The organism is Telluria sp. BA11 (genome assembly GCF_056680305.1).
Genome location: NZ_CM155275.1, coordinates 4,763,044 through 4,783,027 on the forward strand (window position 1 = coordinate 4,763,044; position 19,984 = coordinate 4,783,027).

Below are 19,984 nucleotides of genomic sequence, written 5' to 3' on the forward strand. Positions count from 1 at the left end.
GGCGATCAGCCTTTTGGTGCGTTCAGCTCTGCCTTGATCGCCACGCAGCGCTGATCGTCCTGCAGCGTGTCCAGCAGCGTGCGGCGCGTGAACGCCGACAGGTCCGTCATCGTTGCCGCCGCACGGGTCAGACGCGCCACGCTTTGCGGCGTGCAGGTCGCCGGGATCATCGTGCCCGCATACGCGCGCATGAAGACCGGGCCGCCCGTCTTGTCCACCTGCGGCAGGCGCGCCAGGCGCGCATCGGCATCGCGCTCATTGAGCGCGCCCTGTTCGGCCGGGAAGATGCTGCCCATCGCGGTGCGGATGCGCGAGAATGGCAGCGCCGTCTTCTGGTCTTCGATCTGCTTGACCCAGTCCGCCTTGACGGCTGCGTCGGGACGGATGACGGTCGCTGCCACGGCTGCGATCTGGCCGGCGTCCGACTTGTCACGTGCGGACTCCTGCGCGATCAGGTCGAACGCGCCCGGATAGTTGTAGCGGTTCAGGCGCGCGATGATCGACCAGCGCTGTGGCTGACCGACCGGCACGCCCGCGGCGTCGACCTTGCCATCGAGGATGCCGGCCAGGCGCGCCAGCGCGTCCGGGCTGCTGGCAACGCTGACGTACTGGTTGAACCAGCGGCGCTGGAAGTCGGCGTTGCCCTTGTTGGCCAGCACGCCGTCCCACGCCATTTTTTCCAGTGCCAGCGTGGTCTGGCGCGTGTAGGCGTTATCCAGATTCATCGCATTGAGGTAGGCCTTCGACTCGCTGACCTTGCCCAGTACATCGCCCAGCAGCGTGTAATCCTTCTCGAGCGGCGCATTGTTCAGCGCCACGGTGATGAAGTCATTCAGTGGCATTTCGGCGTCGCGCACGCCATCCCACAGGCTCTGCCACAACATCGCGCGCAGCAGCGGATCGTCGACCTTGGCCAGGCTGGTGCGCGCGGTGGCGAACGAGCGCTTGTCCAGCTTGACCTTGGCGTAGCCCCAGTCCTGGTAGTTAGGGTAGACCAGATCCGGGCACGCCGTGCCGTTCATGTCCGGCACCGCGGTCTTGGCGCCCGTGTAGGTGACGGGAACGTTCTTCACCAGTGTCAGCTTGTCGCCGTCGAGCTTGAAAGCGCCGATCTGCACGCGCTGTTCGCGCAGCGTCGACAGGTCTTTCGATGGCGCGGTCTGCGCCAGCGTGAAGTTGCGGATCTTGCCACCGCTGCAGCTGTAGTTCGCGGCGATGGTGTTCACCCCGGCGTTGTACAGCCATTGCTTGGTCCAGCCGGACAGGTCGCGGCCTGCCGCTTCACCAAGGCTGCCGATGAAATCGTCGAGCGTCGCGTTCTTCCACGAGTACTTGACCAGGTAGTTGTGCACGCCCTTGCGGAACACGTCTTCGCCCAGCAGATGGCGCAGCTGCTTGAGCGTCGAGCCGCCTTTCGAATAGGTGATCGCATCGATGTTGTCGAAGGCATTGCTCGACGACGGCACTGGCACTTCAATCGGGTGCGTGCTGGCCGTCTGGTCCTGGATGTAGGCGCGCTGCTTGCCGCTCTGGTAGAACTTCTGCCACGAATCCTTGAACTCGGTCGATTCGACCGTCGCCAGTACGCCCATGAAGGACGCGAAGCTTTCGTTCAGCCACAGGCCGTTCCACCACTTCATGGTCACCAGGTTGCCGAACCACTGGTGCGCCATCTCGTGCATGATCACTTCGGTCAGCGACTGCTTCTGCTCGGCCGTCATATTGGCCACGCCGTAGCGCGCTTCGGCAAACGTGATCGCGCCAGCATTTTCCATCGCGCCGTACAGGAAGTCCGGCACGATCAGCTGGTCGTATTTCTCGAACGGATACGGGACACCGAAGTATTCTTCGAAGAAGCCGAGGCCGGCCTTGGTCTGACGGAACCAGTCTGCCGGGACCACCAGCTTGGCCAGCGACTGGCGCGCGAACAGGCGCATCGGGTACTTGCCGCTGTTGTCTTCCCAGACCTGGTACGGGCCGGCGTGCAGCGAGAAGTTGTACGGGCTGAGTCGTTTGGTGGTCTTGAAGGTCCAGTGGCGGTTCGCGCCACGCTCGTCGATCTTCGTTTCGCGCGTGGTCGTGACCACGTGCCAGTCGCGCGGCGCGGTGACCGACACCGTGTAGCTGGCCTTCAGGTCGGGCTGGTCGAACACCGCGAACATCTGCTGGGCGGCGACGGGCTCGAAGTGCGAATAGGTGTAGACGCGGCCATCGGCCGGATCGACCATGCGGTGCAGGCCTTCGCCATTGGTGCTGTGCAGGCGCTCGTAATCGATGACGACCGTGTTGCGGCCCTTGGCCAGGCTGGCCGCGTCGAGCGTGACGAACCACTTGTTGTAGCGCGTGGCGACCGGCTTGCCGTTGACGCTGACCGACTTGACGGTGGCGTCCTTCAGGTCGAGCGTGACGGGCGCGTCGACGTCCTTGAGGTCGAACGTCACGGTCGTGGTGCCGGCAAAGGTTTCCTTGCCGGTCAGCGTGAAGTCCAGCACATAGTCCACGTTCGATACGCGTGCGGAGCGGGCAAAGGCGTCGACCTGCGACAGGAATGGCGTCTCGGCGCGCGCGCCCTGAGTCGCCGGCGCAGCGTGGACGGCGCCGCTGAAGGCGATGGCGGAAGCGATGGCAAGCGCCATGGCGCGGTGTGCTGGAACGTTCACTGAAAATCCTCTCTCGGTAGGCGCATCGACACGTGCGCACAGTAACAATCTAACAATCGCGCAAGAATATCACTAACGTTCGTGGCTGGACACCCATCACGATGATCCTTTTTCACCCATGCATATGGCATGCATATGCTTCATTCAAGCGTCAATACGAAAAAAAAGGCGCAGTCAACCTTATCTGTTGATGACGCCGACTGCGATGCAGAACAACTGTTCTGCGGAACTGACCCGCCCACCATCCAGGGCCCAGCGCCATCCCAGGTAATTGGGCAGGTAGCGCGATGCCACCCCGCGAAAGGCTCGTAGCCAGTCCTTGAAACGCCCGTGATATGCGTTCACGTTCTGTACGTGGATGGCGCGGCTGCCCATATGCCTGACGCGCACGCCGGCGCGCAGATTGACGGTCTCGTGCGCAATACCATGCTTGCGTGCAAAGGCCCGGTACGCGGCGTGGTTGTCGGTGACCAGGAGCGCCTGCGGATCAAGCCTGGGTAGCAAATCGCGTTCGAGTTGGGTGGCGGTCAGTGCGCCACGGCCAGTAACGGCATCGATGGTTCGGCCATTCCGGTCGCGCGCCACCAGGATGCAATCGAGATGGCGGGAAATACCAGGCTTGGGCGCGCGGCCACCCCGTCGGCGTGGCGGGCGGTCGAGCGTGCGTGATCCTTTTTGCGATTCGAGGAGGAATGTTTCATCGGCCTCCACGAGGCCGTTGAGCGATGCAGGCCGGTCGAGTTTGACCCATTCGAGAAAGCGGTGGCGCCACCGGAATGCCGTGTTGCGGTGCACGCCGACCTGGTCTGCGCCCTTGCGTACGGACAGTGAATGGAGCAGCACCTGCGAATATGCGAGCCATTTGGCCTTGTGCCTGAGTCGCGCCAGCGGCGTGCCGCTCAGGTCGTTGAACGTGCGGCCACAGGCGCAGCAGCGAAAGCGCTGCAGGTCGTTGGCGAATCCGTGCCGGTTGCAGCGTTCGTTGCCACAACTGGGGCAGCAGCGCGCTAGCGCTCTGGCTTGCGCGATCAGTGCGACTACCTGGTCGAGGCCAGCTGCGGGATGCAGGGCGTCGAGCACTTGCCGGCGCTGTGGCTGATTCAGCGCTGGCAACCTGGCAAACCAGCTCTTGAAACGGGGCGCTTTCATGATCGACTCCTGACGCTGGGGACAGGCGTTGGACCATGGGACCGCTGATCAGTTCATAGCTCGGCTCTATTTAACGTTGACTGCGCCAAAAAAAACAGGACCCGCAGGTCCTGTTCGAAGAAGCGCCGCCCCTCGCCGGCAAGAGCGGGCGAGGGCGCGGAGAAAGGGATGCTTACACCGTGGCCGGCAGTGCCGGATAATCGGTGTAGCCGGTTGCGCCCGGATGGTAGAACGTGTCCGGGTTCGGCTTGTTGAGCGGTGCGTTCAGTTGCAGGCGTTCCACCAGGTCCGGGTTGGCGATGTACAGCTGGCCCCACGAGACGGCATCGGCCGTGCCGCTGGCGATCAGTTCCTCGGCCTTTTCCTTGCTCAGCTGCTGGTTCGCGATCCACACGCCGCCGAATTCTTTCTTGATCATCGGGCCCAGTTCATCCGGGCTTTGGCCTTCGCGGGTGAAGATGAACGCGATCTTGCGGCGGCCCAGTTCACGCGCCACGTAGCCGAAGGTCTCGGCCGGCGTCGAGTCGCCCATGTCGTGCGAGTCGCGTGCCGGCGCCAGGTGCATGCCGACACGGTCGGCGCCCCAGACGTCGATGCAGGCATCGGTCACTTCCAGCAGCAGACGTGCGCGGTTCTCGATCGAGCCGCCGTAGGCGTCGGTGCGCTGGTTGGTCGAGTCTTGCAGGAACTGGTCGAGCAGATAGCCATTGGCGCCGTGGATTTCGACGCCGTCGAAACCGGCCAGCTTGGCATTCTCGGCGCCCTTGCGGTAGGCCGACACGATGCCCGGAATTTCTTCGAGGTCGAGCGCGCGCGGGGTGACGTATTCACGCTTCGGGCGCAGCAGGCTCACGTGGCCGTCCGGCTTGATCGCCGATGGGGCCACTGGCAGCTGGCCGTCCAGGAACGACGGGTCAGAGATGCGGCCGACGTGCCACAGCTGCAGGAAGATGCGGCCGCCGGCAGCGTGCACGGCGTCGGTCACGAGCTTCCAGCCTTCGACCTGCTCATCGGACCAGATGCCCGGCGTGTCGGCGTAACCGACGCCCATCGGGGTGACCGAGGTGGCTTCGGACAGGATCAGGCCCGCTGAAGCGCGCTGCACATAGTATTGGGCCATCAGCGCATTGGGGACACGGCCACCGCCATCGGCGCGCGAGCGGGTCAGCGGCGCCATGACAATGCGGTTTGGCCATTCGAGGGCGCCGACCTTGATCGGATCAAACATGGTAGTCATATTGTTTTCCTAGATTGCGTCGTTCAATTGGGCGAGGAAGGCCGCAATGGCTTCCTCGTTGCGATGATAAAAAACCCACTGGCCGACGCGGCGTGTGCCCACCAGGCCCGCGCGCTGCAGCGTAGCCAGGTGCGCCGATACGGTCGATTGCGACAGGCCGGTGCGCTGGTCGATCAGCTTGCAGCACACGCCCATCTCGAGCGGGTGTTCCTGCTCGCTGAAGTGCAGTTGCGGATCCTTCAGCCAGTGCAGGATCTGGCGCCGCACCGGGTTGGCCAGGGCCTTGTGGATCGCGTCGATGTCCATCGGTTGGTTCCTTATATCGGGATCTTTCGATCCGAATATCGTCATCTTACGATATTCAGAAAAAGTCTGCTGGCGACGGTCCGATTTTCGCCCAGGGGGCGGTGGTATACTCGCCGCCTTTTGACCTGACAACGCGTGAGGAAGCCCCATGAGCTGGATCTATCTTGTCATCGCCGGCCTGCTCGAAGTGGCCTGGGCCGTCGGCCTGAAATACACGGTGGGTTTCACCCGGCTGTGGCCATCGGTGTTTACGGTGACGACGATGGCGGCCAGCGTCGGCATGCTGGGCCTGGCGCTGCGCCAGCTGCCGCTGGGCACCGCCTACGCCATCTGGACCGGCATCGGCACCATCGGCACGGCGATCTTTGGCATGCTGATGCTGGGCGAACCGGCCGGCGCGCTGCGCCTCCTGGCGATCGCGCTGATCATCAGCGGCATCGTGATGCTCAAGCTGCTGTCGCCGGCGTGAAGATCAGTTCTGTTCGCGTCCGAACACCGGATTCGGACGGGTGAGGTAATACCACTCGGTGTTGGCGGCAGCGCTGGCGGCCGGGAACAGAATGCGGCCGCCGAATTCGGCGGTCACGGGCGTGCCGTCGGCGCGGGTGCCGATCAGTTCACCTTTTTCAACCGGATCGAAGCTCTTCCACGGACGCGAGAACGCGTCATCCGCGTGCAGCTTGTCGTGCACGACGACCATCGACAGCGCTTCCATCGCATCGAAATCCACGGGCACCGGGTCGGGCGCCGCAATCAAACCCAGGTGCGCCAGCGTATTCATGATCGCGCGGTACGCCACATCGGGCGCGGCCGGATCGTCGTGCTGGCCCGCTTCGAGCGTCAGCGCGTAGCCGCCCGTGCTGCGCATGTATTCGGTTGTTCCCACGCCGTAGCGCAGGACGGTTTCCAGTTCGTCCGCACTGCGGCTGCGGCGCTGCACGCCGTCGCCATAAGTCGCCAGCCAGCCATCGACAAACCGGCGCACGCCCAGGCGGCGCGCCCACGCGCGTTCTTTTTCGGCGTGGTGGAACGGCTGCAGCGTGCCGTCATTGTCGAGCGGGCCGACCATCACGAACGGCTCGCCCGTGGCGGCGAACGAGTGGATATCGAGCAGCACGTCGTGCTGGCCGAGCAGCGGGCACAGCCAGTTCGCGATCTGGTCTTCAAAATCCTGTGGATTCGCTTTCGGGAACAGGTCGCGGTTCAGGTTACGGTCGCCATTGCGCGTGACTTGCTGGTACGCCAGCGGATTGACGATCGGGACGAACGTGACGCTGCCGGCCGCGATGTGCAGCGCACCGCTGTCGATCTCGTCCATCACGCGCCGGATGGCTTTGGTGCCGCACACTTCGTTGCCGTGGGTTGCGCCCATGATGATGACGCGCGGGCCTGGCTGCAGGCCCGTGTAGTTGATGGATTTGAACTGGAACTGGAGGGGCGAAGTCATGGGCGATATGGGCAGTTGAAATAGTGGCGATATTCTATCGGTAAACTCAGCGCATCACGCAACTTGCTGAATGACCGAATGCGCTGGTCGACCGCTCGGCACGTCGGGCAAAATCGGCGTTTCCTGGTACGGCCGGAGGCATGCAGGCGCGATGGTCGAGATGGCTCGTGGACGGTGCATTCGCCGATAACTTGTGGCATAGTGGGTGCATGAAAGCACTCAAAAGCAAACTGGCGTCGCAGCTCTTGGCTGACGCTCAAGCAAGTGATCAGCTGCTCGATTTCGTGCTCGGCAAAACTGCACGCGCGGGTGTCCAGAAATCCGCCGTGACCGGTCAGTTCGTCATTCGTGGCGAGGACGGTCGCGCCATGCAGGTCAGTGCAAGAGTCGTGCCGAAAGCGTCAAAAGCAGCCTAGCGTAATCGTTATCAATGAACCTGGCGCTTCCTGCGTTAATCGCATTTCTGGTACTGCTACCAGGATTCGTATTTCGTAGTGGGCTTAAACGGACGGAGAGCGAATCACTTGATTTTTCTCCATTCGGCCGCGTGGCGGCGGAAGGTGTGCTGTTTTCGCTGATCCTGCATGCAGCCTGGCTGGGCATTTCTTCGCTGTTTGGCTTTCGGCTTGATCCACTGACCTCGATGAACTTGCTCTCTGCGCATGCTGTAACGCAGGCACGAGGCAACGTACAAGTCGCTAGTCAGTTCGGTGCGATTTCAGCTTACTTCATCTCATTGCTGGTCGCATCGCATGTCGTACCAGCGCTGATACGTCGTGCGATTTCCACGTTCAAACTTGACCGTATCGATACGATCGCTGGTTCCGTGTTCCGATTTCATGACGCGCCCTGGTACTACCTGCTTACTGGCGCCGACTTTGAAAAGCAGGATGAGCCTGACCTCATCTACGTGTCCGAATCGTCGAGGTAGGAAAGGAGCGGTACTGTACGTCGGGGTGCTCAATAATTTTTACTTCGACAAAGATGGCCAGCTTGAGCGGCTTATTCTTCAGAGAGTCAAGCGCCGCCCCATGTCGGCCGACAAGTCCGCGGACGGGCAAGACATCGAGCGCTTTTATCCAGTCGACGGCGATAGTTTTGTGCTTCGCTACGCTGAAGCCATCACGTTGAACATCCAATACGTGAAATTGACTGCCAACGATGTTGGAACAGTGGCCTGACCATCGATCGATTGGTTGGACTAGCCCCGCGCCTCGATCACGCCAAACCCCGCTGGTGCATCACCCAGATACGCCAGCACCGCATGCGCCTGGATATTGGCATCAAACTGCGCATTGGCCGCGATCGTCGCGCGCAAGCCCGGCACGATGTCGGGCGTGTGCGGCTGACGGTACGCCTTGATCAGCAGCGCCACCAGATCGGCCGGCGCATCGGCCCGGCGCAGGCGTGCTTCGATGATGGCCAGCAGCGCGCGCTGCATGCGGGGCGTGGGATTACGGATCTCACCGAACACATAGGGCGTGTTGGTGATGGCCGCGCAGATGATGGTTTCCATCCGCTCGGCCTTGAGGTCGGACGGGATGTCGAAGTAAGCCTTGTTCCAGCGGGTGTACGGGGAAGCGTGGCCGCGCGGGAAGCGGTCGGCGTTTTCCAGCCCCAGCGCGTAGCTGGCGCGGGCGAGCAGGTCGCCCAGGGTGTCTAGCAATGCCATGGCAGGCTGTGTTGCGCTTGTGTCATCCCGAGAGTGTAGCGCATGCCTGCCAGGTACGTAGGGTGGACGATGACGAAGCGCTCACGCGAAACGCCCGGCGCGAAAATCCTCGACCGCCTGATGCAGCTCGGCCTGCGTATTCATCACGAACGGTCCGTACTGCGCGATCGGCTCGCTCAAAGGGCGCCCGGCCAGCACCAGCAGGCGCGTGGGTGCGATCGCCTTGATTCGCACGCCGTCGGCGCCGGCGGCATTGTCGAGGATCGCCATGCGCGTTTGCGGCACGCCTTTCCCGTCGATGACGGCTTCACCGCGAAACACATAGACGAACGCGTTGTGCCCAGCTGGGATCGGCTGCTCGAACGTCACGCCGGCCGGGATCTCGAGGTCGAGATACAGCGGCTCGGTATGCGCCCGCTGGACCGCGCCCTCGATGCCATGCGTGCGGCCGGCGATCACCTGCACGGTCACGCCGTCGTCGGTCGTCAGGCGCGGCACCTCCTCGAGCGGGATGTCGCGGTACCACGGCGCCGTCATCTTGTCGCTCGCGGGCAGGTTGAGCCACAGCTGGAAGCCTTCCATCAGGCCGGCGTTCTGCTCCGGCATCTCGGAGTGAATCACCCCGCGGCCGGCCGTCATCCACTGCACGCCGCCATCGGTGACCAGGCCTTCGTTGCCGGCGCTGTCGCGGTGGCGCATGCGCCCGGCCAGCATGTAGGTGATGGTCTCGAAGCCCCGGTGCGGGTGCTCCGGGAAGCCGGCGATGTAGTCGCCCGGCTTGTCGCTGCCGAAGGCGTCGAGCATCAGGAACGGGTCCAGGCGGCGCTGCAGGGGACCCGTCAGGATACGGTTGATGCGTACGCCCGCGCCATCCATCACGAACTGCCCGTTGATGATGCGCTCGACCCCGCGGCTTTTGACGAGGGGCGCCGTGGTGACCGGATGCGTGATCGTAGTGGTCAATCTGTTCTCCTGTTTGTTGCGCCGCCTGACGGCGGCCGGGGTCTTGCGGGTATTACGCCAGCGCCGCTTCGACGGCGGCGTTGGCCGCTGCCTGGCCCGCAGCCACGGCATCGGGGCCCATTGCCATGCCCGACGAGTAAATATAGGTCTGGTCCGAGAGGCCCAGGAAGCCCAGCAGCGCGCGCATCTGCGGCACTTGCGGATCCTGCGCCTCTTCATACACACCGCCGCGCGCTGCGGCCACATAGACCTTCTTGTTCTTGAGCAGGCCTTCCGGACCGGTCTCGGTATAGCGGAACGTCACGCCAGCGCGGGCAATGGCGTCGAACCAGCTTTTCAGCTGCACCGGCATCGAGAAGTTGTACATCGGGGCACCCAGCACGATCACGTCGGCCGCCTGTGCTTCGAGGATCAGCGCATCGTCCTGCTCCACACGCGCCAGTTGCGCGGCGGTGCGCTGCTCGCCCGGCGTGAACAGCGCGCCCAGGGCCGCGCCGTCGAGCAGCGGGACCGGGGCTGCGCCCAGGTCGCGGCGCACGATAGTTGCGCCCGGGTTGGCGGCGACCAGCTTGTCGACGATCTGTTGCGTGACGCGGGTCGATTCGGAAGCGTCGCCGCGGATGCTCGAGGTGATGTGCAGGATGTTCATGGTGGTGGTCCTTTCAGGGGTGGAGTCGCGATGTGTTCACTGTATCCTTTCCAAAAACAATGCGAAAGCCCGTAAAATGGATAACATTATTCTGCTGATGGGACAATCATGGACGTCGAACCGAATGACCTGCTGCTGTTTGCCCGCATCGTCGAAGCAGGGAGCTTCACGCGCGCGGCCGATCGCGTCAATTTGCCGAAGTCGACGGTCTCGCGCCGCCTGGCGTTGCTTGAGACGACCCTGGGCGAGCGACTCCTGCAGCGCACGACGCGCAAGCTGGTGGTGACCGAATTCGGCGCCAGCCTGTATGAACACGCGCGGCGACTGGCCGACGAAGTGGAGGCGGCTGGCGCGCTGGCCCAGCACCGCCAGGGCGAGCCGAGTGGCAAGCTGCGCATCTCGGCGCCGGGCGACTTTGCCAACAGCAGCCTGAATCACGTGATCGCGCGTTTTCTCGAACGTTATCCTTCCGTGACGCTCGAGATGGATCTGACACCGCGCCGGGTTGACCTGGTGGCCGAGAATTTCGACATCGCCATCCGCATGGGCGACTTGCCAGACGACGCCACGCTCAGCGCGCGCCCGTTCATCCTCGAGCAACCGGGCCTGTTCGCATCACCGGCTTATCTGGCGCGGCACGGCATTCCCGAGCATCCGGACGACCTGGCGACGCACGACGTGCTGTGCATCCTGAGCCGCAGCGGCGGCCCGATGCCATGGACGCTGATTCGCGGGAAGGTGCGCTGGCAGCGCGCGCTGCCAAGCCGGCTGACGGCCAATTCACCTGACCTGCTGGCGCGCATCGCCGCGCGCGGCGCCGGGATCGCGCTCAGCTCGACGCTGTTTGCCGAACCATATGTACAGACGGGGGAACTGGTGCGGGTGCTTCCGGAATGGGAGATGCCGACCGCGAATGGCTGGGCGGTGTTCCCGAGCCGCAAGCTGATGCCGGCCAAGACGCGCGCATTCCTGGCGATGATGGAAGAGACCTGTACGGCCCATGGTCATGGGCCGGAGCAAATCGCTGCGGCCTTCAGGGCGAAGGCCGCATTGGAGGAGGGTGCGCCGGACGTTGCCTGAGCGCGAACGATCAGCGCAGGGGCCGGTTGCCCATCACGTCACCCAGGCGTACCTTGCCCTCGGGTGCCCAGGCTGGATTGAAGCGGATCGCGCCTTTCTGGAACAGCATCACGACGGTGGAGCCGAGCAGGAAGCGGCCCATTTCTTCGCCTTTTTTCAACGTGACCTGGCCCGGTTCGTACTGCCAGTCGCAGATGCGCGCCATGCGCGGCGGATTGACGACGCCATGCCAGACGGTGGCCATGCTGCCGACGATGGTCGCGCCCACGAGCGTCATCACGAATGGGCCGAATTCGTCGCTGTCGAACACGCACACGACGCGCTCGTTACGCGCGAACAGCCCCGGCACGCCGCGCGCCGTCGTCGGGTTCACCGAGAACAGCTTGCCGGGCACATAGATCATGCGCGTCAGGCGGCCGTCGCACGGCATGTGGATGCGGTGGTAATCCTTCGGGCTCAGGTAGACGTTGGCGAAGTGGCCGTGCTGGAAGTGCGCCGCCAGCGTCTGATCGCCGCCGACCAGTTCGGCCGTGGTGAACTTGTGGCCCTTGGCCTGGAAGATCTGGTGGTCATCGATGTCGCCGAACTGGCTGATCGCGCCATCGACCGGGCACACGTAATCGGCCTGTGCCAAAGGGCGCACGCCATCGCGCAGGGCGCGGGTGAAGAATTCGTTGAAACTCGGGTAGCTGGCGATGTCCGGATTGGCCGCTTCGCTCATGTCGACGCCATATTTGCCCACGAACCAACGGATCAGGCCAGTCGTCATCGACCCGCCACGATGGCCGGCAACGCGGCCGGCGAGGTTGGTCATTGCCTGCTTCGGCATCACATATTGGGGCAGGACTTTGAGTCTGGACACGGTTGATCGCCTTTCGCGGAAAAGTGCGCATTATAGCTGGGCATGTCAGACGGAAATTCTGTTGCCGCTTTTAACACTGTTGCGCCGAGTGTACCGCAGGTAGCCGGGGGATGGCGGACAGTGCAAGCATGCGCTTCCCTGTTATTTATAAGTTCCATGTACTAGCAATATATGATGCGCTGCAGTCGAATAAAAATTTCTATATTTACGTTTACATTATGCTACGAAGTGGCATATTCTGGCCCGGCCTGTTCAATAACCTGGAGAAGCCGCCGTGACGAATCTGCCAACGCACTACACCGTGTCCCTGTTGATCGCTGCAAGCCTGCCGCTACCGGCAGCTGCCCAGACTGAACCTGGCATCCCGCAGGTGGACATCCGGGGCAGCGCTGCCGGCTACGATGCGCGTCGCGACGACACCGCCACCCGCATCATCATCAAGCGCGACGAACTCACGCGCTACGGCGACCGCTCGATCCTGGATGCGCTGCGGCGCGTACCCGGGGTGACGATCGACGGCAGCAGCGGTCAGGGCGGAACGATCCAGCTGCGTGGCCTGGGTGCCGGCTATACGCAGGTACTGATCAACGGCGAACGGGCCCCCGGCAACTTCAGCTTCGACACACTGTCGCCCGAAGTGGTCGAGCGCATCGAGGTGCTGCGCGCCGCGACGGCAGACCTGTCGACGCAGGCGGTGGCCGGCACGGTCAACATCGTCCTGCGCCACGTGGCCAAGACGCGGGAGCGCGAACTCAAGCTGGGCATGCTCGGTTCGGATGTGTTCAAGGGGCCGAATGCGTCCCTGCAACTGAGCGACCGGCGCGAGGGCTTCGCCTGGTCGCTGGCGGGCGATGGCGTGAGTGAGCGGTTCGATCGCGTCAATGGCATGGTGCTGGAAAACACGGGAACCGACGGCGCCATCGACCTGCTGCGCATGACGGCGACCGATGAACGTGGCCGCATGCGACGCCTGAACCTGACGCCGCGCCTGGAGTGGACACTGGCTGGCGGCGACAAGATCACGTCCGAGACGTTCGTGAACGTGACCCGGTTTCGCAACCGTGGCCATGCCCTTGTCACCACGCTGATCGGCGGCCCGCCACCTGCGCCCGATCTGGTCACGCACTACCGCGCCGATGACGAAACGGCGCGCACCGACCTGCGCTGGAGCAGGGGCTTTCCGTCCGGCGCCAGCATCGAAGCCAAGCTTGGCCTGACGGGTGAGCGCAGCGAGAATGTGGGATTGCGCGATGGGCGCGACGCTGCCGGCAATCCCGAGACCGATGGCCGCATTGACGGTGCGCGGCGTGACCGCGGCATCAATTCGACCGGCAAGGCGATGCGCAAACTCGGCAGCGGTCACGCGCTTGCCACTGGCTGGGACGGCAGCGTCACGTGGAGCGATGAGACGCGCATCGAACAGGATCGCGTGCGCACGTTTCCGTCAGGGCTGGCGCTGGACGAAACGTTCGAGGCGCGCGTGACCCGGTTGGCCATGTACGTCCAGGACGAGTGGGACATCACGCCGCACTGGTCGATGTATCTGGGGCTGCGCTGGGAGGGCATCCGCACGCGCGCGTCCGGCAATTCGTTTGCCTCGACCCGCACGGGCTCCGGTGTCTGGAGCCCGGTCATGCAGACCTTGTGGAAGATCCCGGGCCGCAAGGGCGACCAGGTGCGTTTCGCACTGACCCGCACCTACAAAGAGCCGGAGTTGTGGAACCTGCTGCCGCGGCGCCAGGCGTTCGAAAACAACAGCGCCACCGAGGCCGACTTCCAGGGCAATCCGAACCTCAGGCCCGAACTGGCGTGGGGCATCGACGCCGGGTACGAGCATTACTGGGCCGAGAACGCGATGGTGTCGATCGCCACCTCGCTGCGCCGGATCGACGACTATACGAGCAACCGCATCTACTTTGACGGTTACCGCTGGATCTTCACACCGGTGAACGACGGCCGTGCCCAGACCCGCTCAGTGGAGCTGGAAACGAAGTTTCCCCTGAAGTCCCTGTTTGCGGATGCGCCGGAGATCGACGTGCGGGCGGGCGTGGCGCGCCACTGGTCGCGCGTCGAATCGGTACCGGGCCCCGATAACCGTCTCGAACGGCAAACGCCCTTGTCGGCCAACCTGGGGATCGATTACCGCCGGGGCGCGCTGACATTGGGCAGCAGCGTCGCGCACAAGCGCAACGGCCTGGTGCGCGTGACAGCCAATCGCGGCTACTACACCGCGCCGCGCACCGACCTGGATGCGTACGCCGCCTGGCGCATCGATACAAAGCGCTTGCTGCGGCTGTCGCTGGCCAACCTGCTGCGCGAGAATGAAGGCTTCGAGCCATCGTACACCGACCCGGTGACGGGCCTGGAAAAACGCCGCTTCTATTTCACCGGTCCGCTGCGTGCCACGCTCACGTATCAGCTGGCGTTTTGACGGATTTAAACATCGGGGTCATAAACATCGGGGTCAGGTCTGACATTCGGACACGACCTCAGCACTACTTTTAAACATCGGGGTCAGGTCTGACATTCGGACACGACCTCAGCACTACTTTTGGCAAAGGCACTAATTTCCGCACTGGTATCTGAACCCACGTCGAAAACTGTGCAATCGTCAGCCAAGCAAGTGCTTAATGCTGAGGTCGTGTCCAAATGTCAGACCTGACCCCGGCTTTGGATCTGGCCTTGCGGGTCGTCCACTTTGTGGTTGCGGAAGTAGCGCCAGGCCACGATCAGTGCCAGTAGTTGCATGAATGCGCACAGGTAGAAGCTGCTGCCGACGCGCCAGTCGGATTGCGGCAGGTGGCTTACGGCGCTGAGGATGCCTGTGCCGAGCAGCGGGGTGATGATGACCGCGAGGCTGCCGATCGACTGCAGGGAGCCCATCAACTCGCCTTGCTGGTCGGGCGGCGAGGATTTGGAGACAAGCCCTTGCAGCGCCGGGCCGGCGGCGTAGGCGAGGACATTGCACATGATGAAGACGTACATCATCCAGCCTTCGGTCGCCAAGCCGTAGGCGGCATACGCCATGGCGCCCGAGCCCAGGCCCAGGAGGGCAAGGCGCGGCTCGCCAAAGCGCCGGATCAGGATGCCCAGCAGCCCGGCCTGCACGATGACCGACGTCAGGCCCACGCAGAACAGGGCGATGCCGTTGTCGCGCGGCGTCCAGTCGAAGCGGAAGGTGGTGTACAGCACCCAGGTCGATTGCAGCATCATCTGGGCGAAGGTGGCCAGGAACACGGCGACGACGAGACCGCGGATGTCCTGGCGCCGCACGAGGCGCATCAGTGCCGTGAACGGGTTCAGGCGCGCCCATGCGAAGGGCGGGCGGGCGCCGGGCGCCAGCGACTCGGGTACGAAGAAGTAGCCGTATATGAGGTTCGCGCCGGACAGCGCAGCGGCGACGTAGAACGGCAGGTGCAGGTTGCTCTCGCCAAGCACGCCCCCGAGCATCGGGCCGCAGATGAAGCCCAGGCCAAAGGCGGCGCCGATCTTGCCGAAGCTCTTGGCGCGGTTTTCGCGGGTCGAGATGTCGGATGCGTAGGCCGACGCCACCGACATGCTGGCCGACGACATGCCGCCGATGACGCGTCCGAGGAATAGCCACGCGAGACTGGGCGCCCAGGCAGTGACGAGGAAATTCAGGCACATGCCGCCCATCGAATACAGCAGTACCGGGCGCCGGCCGACGCGGTCGCTCAGCGCGCCCAGCGCCGGCATGAACAGAAATTGCAGCAGGCCGAATACGGTGGCCAGCACGCCGTACCAGAGCGCGCGCATGTCGGCGCCTTCGACGAACTGCCCGACCAGCAGCGGCAGCACGGGCACGATCAGGCCAATGCCGAGCATGTCGATGAACACGCAGACCAGCACGAAATTGAGGTTGCCGCCCGACGCTTGCGGCACGGTGGTCGTACTGGTCATGGACACCTCGGCAGTTGGCGGTCGCCTATCTTAGCATTGCGGCAACGCCTGCATGCCGTTAGCAAACGTCAGGTGCCGCTCCACTCGGCCGCGAACTGCGCCCGGAACGTCATCAACTGCTCGAGGCGTTCGCGGCCCACGGCGCGCGCAGCTTCCGTCTGCATCATGTCCGGTAGCTTGTCGAGCTTGACGACGATATGGTCGAGCGCGTAGCGGCGATCGTCGTGCGCGCGGTCGTCGCCCAGCGGATCGGTCGGATGCGCCAGGCCGCTTTCCATCCGCCCCGCGATGTAAAACATGCGCGCCAGTCCCACCAGGCCCAGGCCGTCGAGACGGTCAGCGTCCTGCACAATCTTTGCCTCGATCGTGGTGGCCGGAATTGCCGCCGAAAAGCTGTGGGCTTCGATGGCATGCGCGACTGCGTCGAGTTTCTCGGGCGGGAAGCCCAGCGGTGCGAGCAACTGGCGCGCCAGTTCGGCCGAACGGCGCGATGCCTGATTGCGCGCGGGGTCGTTCTTCGGCAAATTCACCAGGTCGTGCAGATAGCTGGCCGCCAGCACCACCAGGCGGTCGGCTTCCGGGTGGTGCGCGAGCAGCGCCTGGGCGTTGCGCCAGACGCGGTCGAGGTGGGCGCCATCGTGGGCGCCGTCGGTGCCGGCATCCTGCGCCGCCAGCGCAATGAGTTGTGTGCGCCAGGCGGCGAAATCGGTCGGAGTACGTTCTAGCATGTTGATGTTTCCGGTAAAAGAGGCGGCACGGCGCGCTGCGAGAGCGCATCGGCCTCGAAATTCTTGTGACGCGGGATCCAGCGCAGCTGCGCCTGCGGCAGGCGCGCGAGCAGGGCGCAGGCGCGGTCGCGGTAGTCACGCAGGCTGGGCGCACTTGCGCTGGCGGGACCATTCACGTCGTCAATGACGACCTGGCTGTCTCCGACCACCAGCACGTCGTGCGCGCCGTGCGCCACGGCCGCCTCCAGCACGGCGATCAGGGCCAGGTATTCCGCTTCGCTGCTGTTGCCGTAGCCGGCGTCGTGCGAGATCGCGACGCGCACGCCGCCCGGGCCTTCGAGGACGGCGCCGATGCCGCAGCGGCCGGGGTTCGGGCGCGCCGAGCCGTCGAACCAGGCGCGCCACGCTGTCTTGCCGGCCCCCGCACCCCGCGTGCGTGCTGCGCTGGCCAGCGCTGCGCGTCGGTCTGACTGCTGCGCCGCATGCAAGCGCAACGCGGCGCGTTCGGCCAGCAGGTGCGCCAGGCCAGCCAGGCCAGCGCTGTGCGTGAGCGTGCGGGTGAGTGCCTCGAGCTCGTCCAGGCCGGCGCGCGTCATCAGGCGCTGGCTGGCCGCCAGTTCGGTCTTGAATGCGGCGGCGCGCAGAAGGCTCAGGTCGTTCATGGCGAGAGCATAACCGATCTTGATTCGTTGACAGAAGTTAAGACTTTTGAAACACTGGATCGGTGCTGTCCAACCTGAGGAGAAGCGATGCGTCCGTCCCGTCATGCAGTCCGATTGTCCCTGTTCGCCGTGCTGGTCGGCGCCGTGTCGATGCCGTTGCAGGCCAGCGCGCAGGTTGAAAAACCCGGCGCGCAGCCGCTGGCGAAAGCGTCGCTGAAACAGGGCAAGCAGGTCAAGCGCTACACCATCGAGCAGTTCATGGCGACGACCTCCGTGACTGGCGCCTCGTTCAGCAAGGACGAGCGGCAGATCCTGTTCAGCAGTAACGCGTCCGGCATCTTCAATGCGTACACGCTGCCCGTGGGCGGCGGCACGCCGCGCGCGCTGACCACGTCCACCGGCGATTCGACCTACGCGGTGGGCTACTTCTACAACGACGACCGCATCCTGTTCACGCGCGACACGGGCGGCGACGAGCAAAATCACCTGTACGTGCTTGAACCAGGCGGCAAGGAGCGCGACCTGACGCCCGGCAAACTGAAGGCCTCGTTTGCCGGCTGGAAGCCCGATGGCAGCGGCTTCTACGTCGCCACCAACGAGCGCGATCCGAAATTCTTCGACATCTACCTGTACGACGCGGGCAGCTACGACCGCACGATGGTGTACCAGAACGACAGCGGCATGAACGTCTCGGACATCAGCCGCGACGGCAACTGGCTCGCGTTCGACAAGTCCAGCACCACGTCCGACAGCGACGTCTACGTGTATCACCTGCCGACGCGCACGATGAAGCACATCACGCCGCACACCGCGCCGGCCAGCCATTCGGCCGCCACGTTCGATCCGCAATCGAAACGCCTGCTGTTTACCACCAATGCTGGCGGCGAGTTCACGCGCATCGCCGCATACGATCTGGCCAGCGGCGCGACAAGCGATGTCGAAAAGGCCGACTGGGACCTGCTCGACACCAGCTACTCGCGCAATGGCGCTAACCGGGTCAGCATCGTCAACCGCGACGGCAGCATCGACGTACGCGTGTTCGACGCTGCCGGCAAACCGGTCACGCTACCGAAACTGCCGGGCGGCGAGATGCGCCAGGTGACGTTCTCCGCCAGTGGCCGCCTGATGGCGTTCTATCTGAATGGCGACCGCTCGCCGAACAATCTGTACGTGCACGACTTTGTCAGCAAGAAGACCACGCAGCTCACGCGCAGCCTGAACCCAGCCATCGATCCGAACGACCTGGTGGAAGCGGAGGTCGTGCGCTTCAAGTCCTTCGACGGCACGGTGATCCCGTCGATCTACTACAAGCCGAAGGGCGCGGCGCCGAACGCCAGGGTGCCGGCGGTGGTGTACGTGCACGGCGGGCCGGGCGGGCAAACGATGCGTGGCTACAGCGCGCAGATCCAGTACCTGGTCAATCACGGGTACGCGGTCCTGGGCATCAACAACCGGGGCAGCTCGGGCTATGGCAAGACGTTCTTCCGCGCGGACGATCGCAAGCACGGCATGGAGCCGCTGTGGGATTGCATCGAAGCGAAGACCTGGCTGGCGAGCCAGTCGTATATTGACCCCGAGCGTATCGGCATCATGGGCGGCAGCTACGGCGGCTACATGACGCTCGCAGCGCTGGCGTTCCGGCCCGAGGCGTTCAAGGTCGGCATCGACATTTTCGGGGTGAGCAACTGGGTGCGCACGCTCGAGAGCATTCCGCCGTATTGGGAAGCGCAGCGCAAGGCGCTGTATGACGAGATCGGCGACCCGGTCAAGGACAAGGCATTTCTGGTCGAGACGTCACCGCTGTTCCACGCGCACCGCATCATCAAGCCGCTGATGGTGATCCAGGGCGCGAACGATCCGCGCGTGATCCGGCCCGAGAGCGACGAGATCGTGGAAGCGGTCCGCAAGAACAAGGTCGACGTCGAGTACGTCGTGTTCGACGACGAAGGCCATGGTTTCTCGAAGAAGAAAAACCAGACCGAGGCCAGCGCGAAGATCCTGGCGTTTCTGGACAAACACCTGAAACGCCAGGATCTAAATTAACGGCGATACGGATTGTCCGGCCGGCTGTCATGGCGGTTGCGCACGCCGTCGCCATCGCGGTCCCGGTCGTGACGGTTGCGGATGCCGTCGTTGTCGCGATCGCGGTCGCGGTAGTTCGGTACGCCGTCGCGGTCGAAGTCCGGTCCGCGCCCGCGGCCATTGCCGTGATGCCGATCGCGATCGCGGTGGTCCCGGTAACCGCGGTCGCGGTCATAGCCGTCATGGCCGCGCACATACACCGGCTGCGGGCCGTAGTGGTGGCCCGGGCCGCGGTTCCAGCGCGACGGTTCCATCACCCAGCGATTGCCGCGATGGTGCCAGCTCGGCGGCGCATACACGTAACCGGGGCGCGCCACGACGTAGTGGCCGGGCACCCAGTCATGGCGGTGACCGCGCCATTCCCAGTAGCCGGGCGCCCAGACGTGGCCGCGACGCGGACCGGGGATGCGCTCGTAGATGGGGGCGGGCGGGGCGTTGCTGATCACGACCGAGACATGCGGCTGGGCCTGTGCAGACAGCGGGATGGTGGCAGCCGCGCCAATGGCGATCAGGGCTGCAAGAATAAGCGGGGATTTCATGGTCGTCTCCAGATCCGTAAGCGGATA

20 protein-coding genes are annotated in these 19,984 nt (G+C 64.1%); 7 read left to right on the top strand and 13 right to left on the bottom strand.

What is annotated here, in order from left to right; translation table 11 throughout:
* Positions 1-5 precede the first annotated feature (5 nt).
* The 4 genes from pepN to AC1MGT_RS21130 all read right to left on the bottom strand — a co-directional run bounded on the left by pepN (position 6) and on the right by AC1MGT_RS21130 (position 5,352).
* Positions 6-2,660 carry an aminopeptidase N gene (gene pepN / locus AC1MGT_RS21115; RefSeq protein ID WP_499501937.1) on the bottom strand — a complete coding sequence of 885 codons (2,655 nt, stop codon included), beginning with the start codon at positions 2,658-2,660 and terminating at the stop codon, positions 6-8.
* 180 nt (positions 2,661-2,840) lie between these two features.
* Positions 2,841-3,809 (bottom strand): IS1595 family transposase, encoded by a 969-nt coding sequence (locus AC1MGT_RS21120; RefSeq protein WP_499501938.1) that lies wholly within the window; start codon positions 3,807-3,809, stop codon positions 2,841-2,843.
* Between the two features lie 172 nt (positions 3,810-3,981).
* Positions 3,982-5,046, bottom strand: a complete 1,065-nt coding sequence (locus AC1MGT_RS21125; protein WP_499501939.1) for an alkene reductase — start codon at positions 5,044-5,046, stop codon at positions 3,982-3,984.
* 9 nt (positions 5,047-5,055) lie between these two features.
* On the bottom strand, positions 5,056-5,352 hold the full coding sequence (locus AC1MGT_RS21130) for an ArsR/SmtB family transcription factor (RefSeq protein ID WP_499501940.1): 297 nt from the start codon (positions 5,350-5,352) through the stop codon (positions 5,056-5,058).
* A 148-nt stretch (positions 5,353-5,500) separates the two neighbouring features.
* Between AC1MGT_RS21130 and sugE the strand changes: the two genes are divergently transcribed.
* Positions 5,501-5,821, top strand: a complete 321-nt coding sequence (gene sugE, locus AC1MGT_RS21135; RefSeq protein ID WP_499501941.1) for a quaternary ammonium compound efflux SMR transporter SugE — start codon at positions 5,501-5,503, stop codon at positions 5,819-5,821.
* A 3-nt stretch (positions 5,822-5,824) separates the two neighbouring features.
* Here sugE and AC1MGT_RS21140 read toward each other — a convergent pair whose 3' ends face one another.
* Complete coding sequence (locus tag AC1MGT_RS21140) at positions 5,825-6,799, bottom strand: succinylglutamate desuccinylase/aspartoacylase family protein (protein ID WP_499501942.1); 975 nt, start codon at positions 6,797-6,799, stop codon at positions 5,825-5,827.
* 209 nt (positions 6,800-7,008) lie between these two features.
* On the opposite strand from AC1MGT_RS21140, the gene AC1MGT_RS21145 reads away from it, so the two are divergent.
* Genes AC1MGT_RS21145 through AC1MGT_RS21155 form a run of 3 tightly spaced genes read left to right on the top strand, consistent with a single transcriptional unit; the run spans position 7,009 to position 7,980 of the window.
* Positions 7,009-7,215 (top strand): hypothetical protein, encoded by a 207-nt coding sequence (locus AC1MGT_RS21145; RefSeq protein WP_499501943.1) that lies wholly within the window; start codon positions 7,009-7,011, stop codon positions 7,213-7,215.
* Positions 7,216-7,229: 14 nt separating this feature from the next.
* Complete coding sequence (locus AC1MGT_RS21150) at positions 7,230-7,730, top strand: hypothetical protein (RefSeq protein ID WP_499501944.1); 501 nt, start codon at positions 7,230-7,232, stop codon at positions 7,728-7,730.
* Between the two features lie 25 nt (positions 7,731-7,755).
* A complete protein-coding gene (locus AC1MGT_RS21155; RefSeq protein ID WP_499501945.1) occupies positions 7,756-7,980 on the top strand; it encodes a hypothetical protein in 225 nt (74 codons plus the stop codon).
* Between the two features lie 20 nt (positions 7,981-8,000).
* Here AC1MGT_RS21155 and AC1MGT_RS21160 read toward each other — a convergent pair whose 3' ends face one another.
* From AC1MGT_RS21160 to AC1MGT_RS21170, 3 genes are all read right to left on the bottom strand, one after another.
* Positions 8,001-8,471 carry a hypothetical protein gene (locus AC1MGT_RS21160; protein WP_183551599.1) on the bottom strand — a complete coding sequence of 157 codons (471 nt, stop codon included), beginning with the start codon at positions 8,469-8,471 and terminating at the stop codon, positions 8,001-8,003.
* 81 nt (positions 8,472-8,552) lie between these two features.
* Positions 8,553-9,347, bottom strand: a complete 795-nt coding sequence (locus AC1MGT_RS21165; RefSeq protein ID WP_499504341.1) for a pirin family protein — start codon at positions 9,345-9,347, stop codon at positions 8,553-8,555.
* A 139-nt stretch (positions 9,348-9,486) separates the two neighbouring features.
* Positions 9,487-10,083: an FMN-dependent NADH-azoreductase gene (locus AC1MGT_RS21170; RefSeq protein WP_499501946.1), complete on the bottom strand. Its 597-nt coding sequence runs from the start codon at positions 10,081-10,083 to the stop codon at positions 9,487-9,489.
* 108 nt (positions 10,084-10,191) lie between these two features.
* On the opposite strand from AC1MGT_RS21170, the gene AC1MGT_RS21175 reads away from it, so the two are divergent.
* A complete protein-coding gene (locus AC1MGT_RS21175; protein ID WP_499501947.1) occupies positions 10,192-11,163 on the top strand; it encodes a LysR family transcriptional regulator in 972 nt (323 codons plus the stop codon).
* 10 nt (positions 11,164-11,173) lie between these two features.
* Here the strand turns inward: AC1MGT_RS21175 and asd are convergent, their stop codons facing one another.
* The gene (asd, locus tag AC1MGT_RS21180) at positions 11,174-12,007 is read right to left on the bottom strand and encodes an archaetidylserine decarboxylase (protein ID WP_499504342.1); all 834 of its coding nucleotides are present in this window, start codon (positions 12,005-12,007) and stop codon (positions 11,174-11,176) included.
* Positions 12,008-12,299: 292 nt separating this feature from the next.
* Here asd and AC1MGT_RS21185 point away from each other — a divergent pair, with 292 nt between their 5' ends.
* Complete coding sequence (locus AC1MGT_RS21185; protein ID WP_499501948.1) at positions 12,300-14,456, top strand: TonB-dependent receptor plug domain-containing protein; 2,157 nt, start codon at positions 12,300-12,302, stop codon at positions 14,454-14,456.
* 221 nt (positions 14,457-14,677) lie between these two features.
* Here AC1MGT_RS21185 and AC1MGT_RS21190 read toward each other — a convergent pair whose 3' ends face one another.
* The 3 genes from AC1MGT_RS21190 to AC1MGT_RS21200 form a co-directional block, all read right to left on the bottom strand.
* A complete protein-coding gene (locus AC1MGT_RS21190) occupies positions 14,678-15,946 on the bottom strand; it encodes a TCR/Tet family MFS transporter (RefSeq protein ID WP_499501949.1) in 1,269 nt (422 codons plus the stop codon).
* A gap of 68 nt (positions 15,947-16,014) precedes the next feature.
* Positions 16,015-16,674 carry an HD domain-containing protein gene (locus AC1MGT_RS21195; RefSeq protein ID WP_499501950.1) on the bottom strand — a complete coding sequence of 220 codons (660 nt, stop codon included), beginning with the start codon at positions 16,672-16,674 and terminating at the stop codon, positions 16,015-16,017.
* Positions 16,668-17,336 (bottom strand): ribonuclease HI family protein, encoded by a 669-nt coding sequence (locus AC1MGT_RS21200; RefSeq protein WP_499501951.1) that lies wholly within the window; start codon positions 17,334-17,336, stop codon positions 16,668-16,670. Before AC1MGT_RS21200 ends, AC1MGT_RS21195 begins: the two co-directional genes overlap by 7 nt.
* Before the next feature lie 87 nt (positions 17,337-17,423).
* Between AC1MGT_RS21200 and AC1MGT_RS21205 the strand changes: the two genes are divergently transcribed.
* Positions 17,424-19,379: a S9 family peptidase gene (locus AC1MGT_RS21205; protein ID WP_499501952.1), complete on the top strand. Its 1,956-nt coding sequence runs from the start codon at positions 17,424-17,426 to the stop codon at positions 19,377-19,379.
* On the opposite strand, the gene AC1MGT_RS21210 is transcribed toward AC1MGT_RS21205, so the two are convergent.
* A complete protein-coding gene (locus AC1MGT_RS21210) occupies positions 19,376-19,957 on the bottom strand; it encodes a YXWGXW repeat-containing protein (RefSeq protein ID WP_499501953.1) in 582 nt (193 codons plus the stop codon). The genes AC1MGT_RS21205 and AC1MGT_RS21210 overlap by 4 nt on opposite strands.
* Positions 19,958-19,984: the final 27 nt, after the last annotated feature.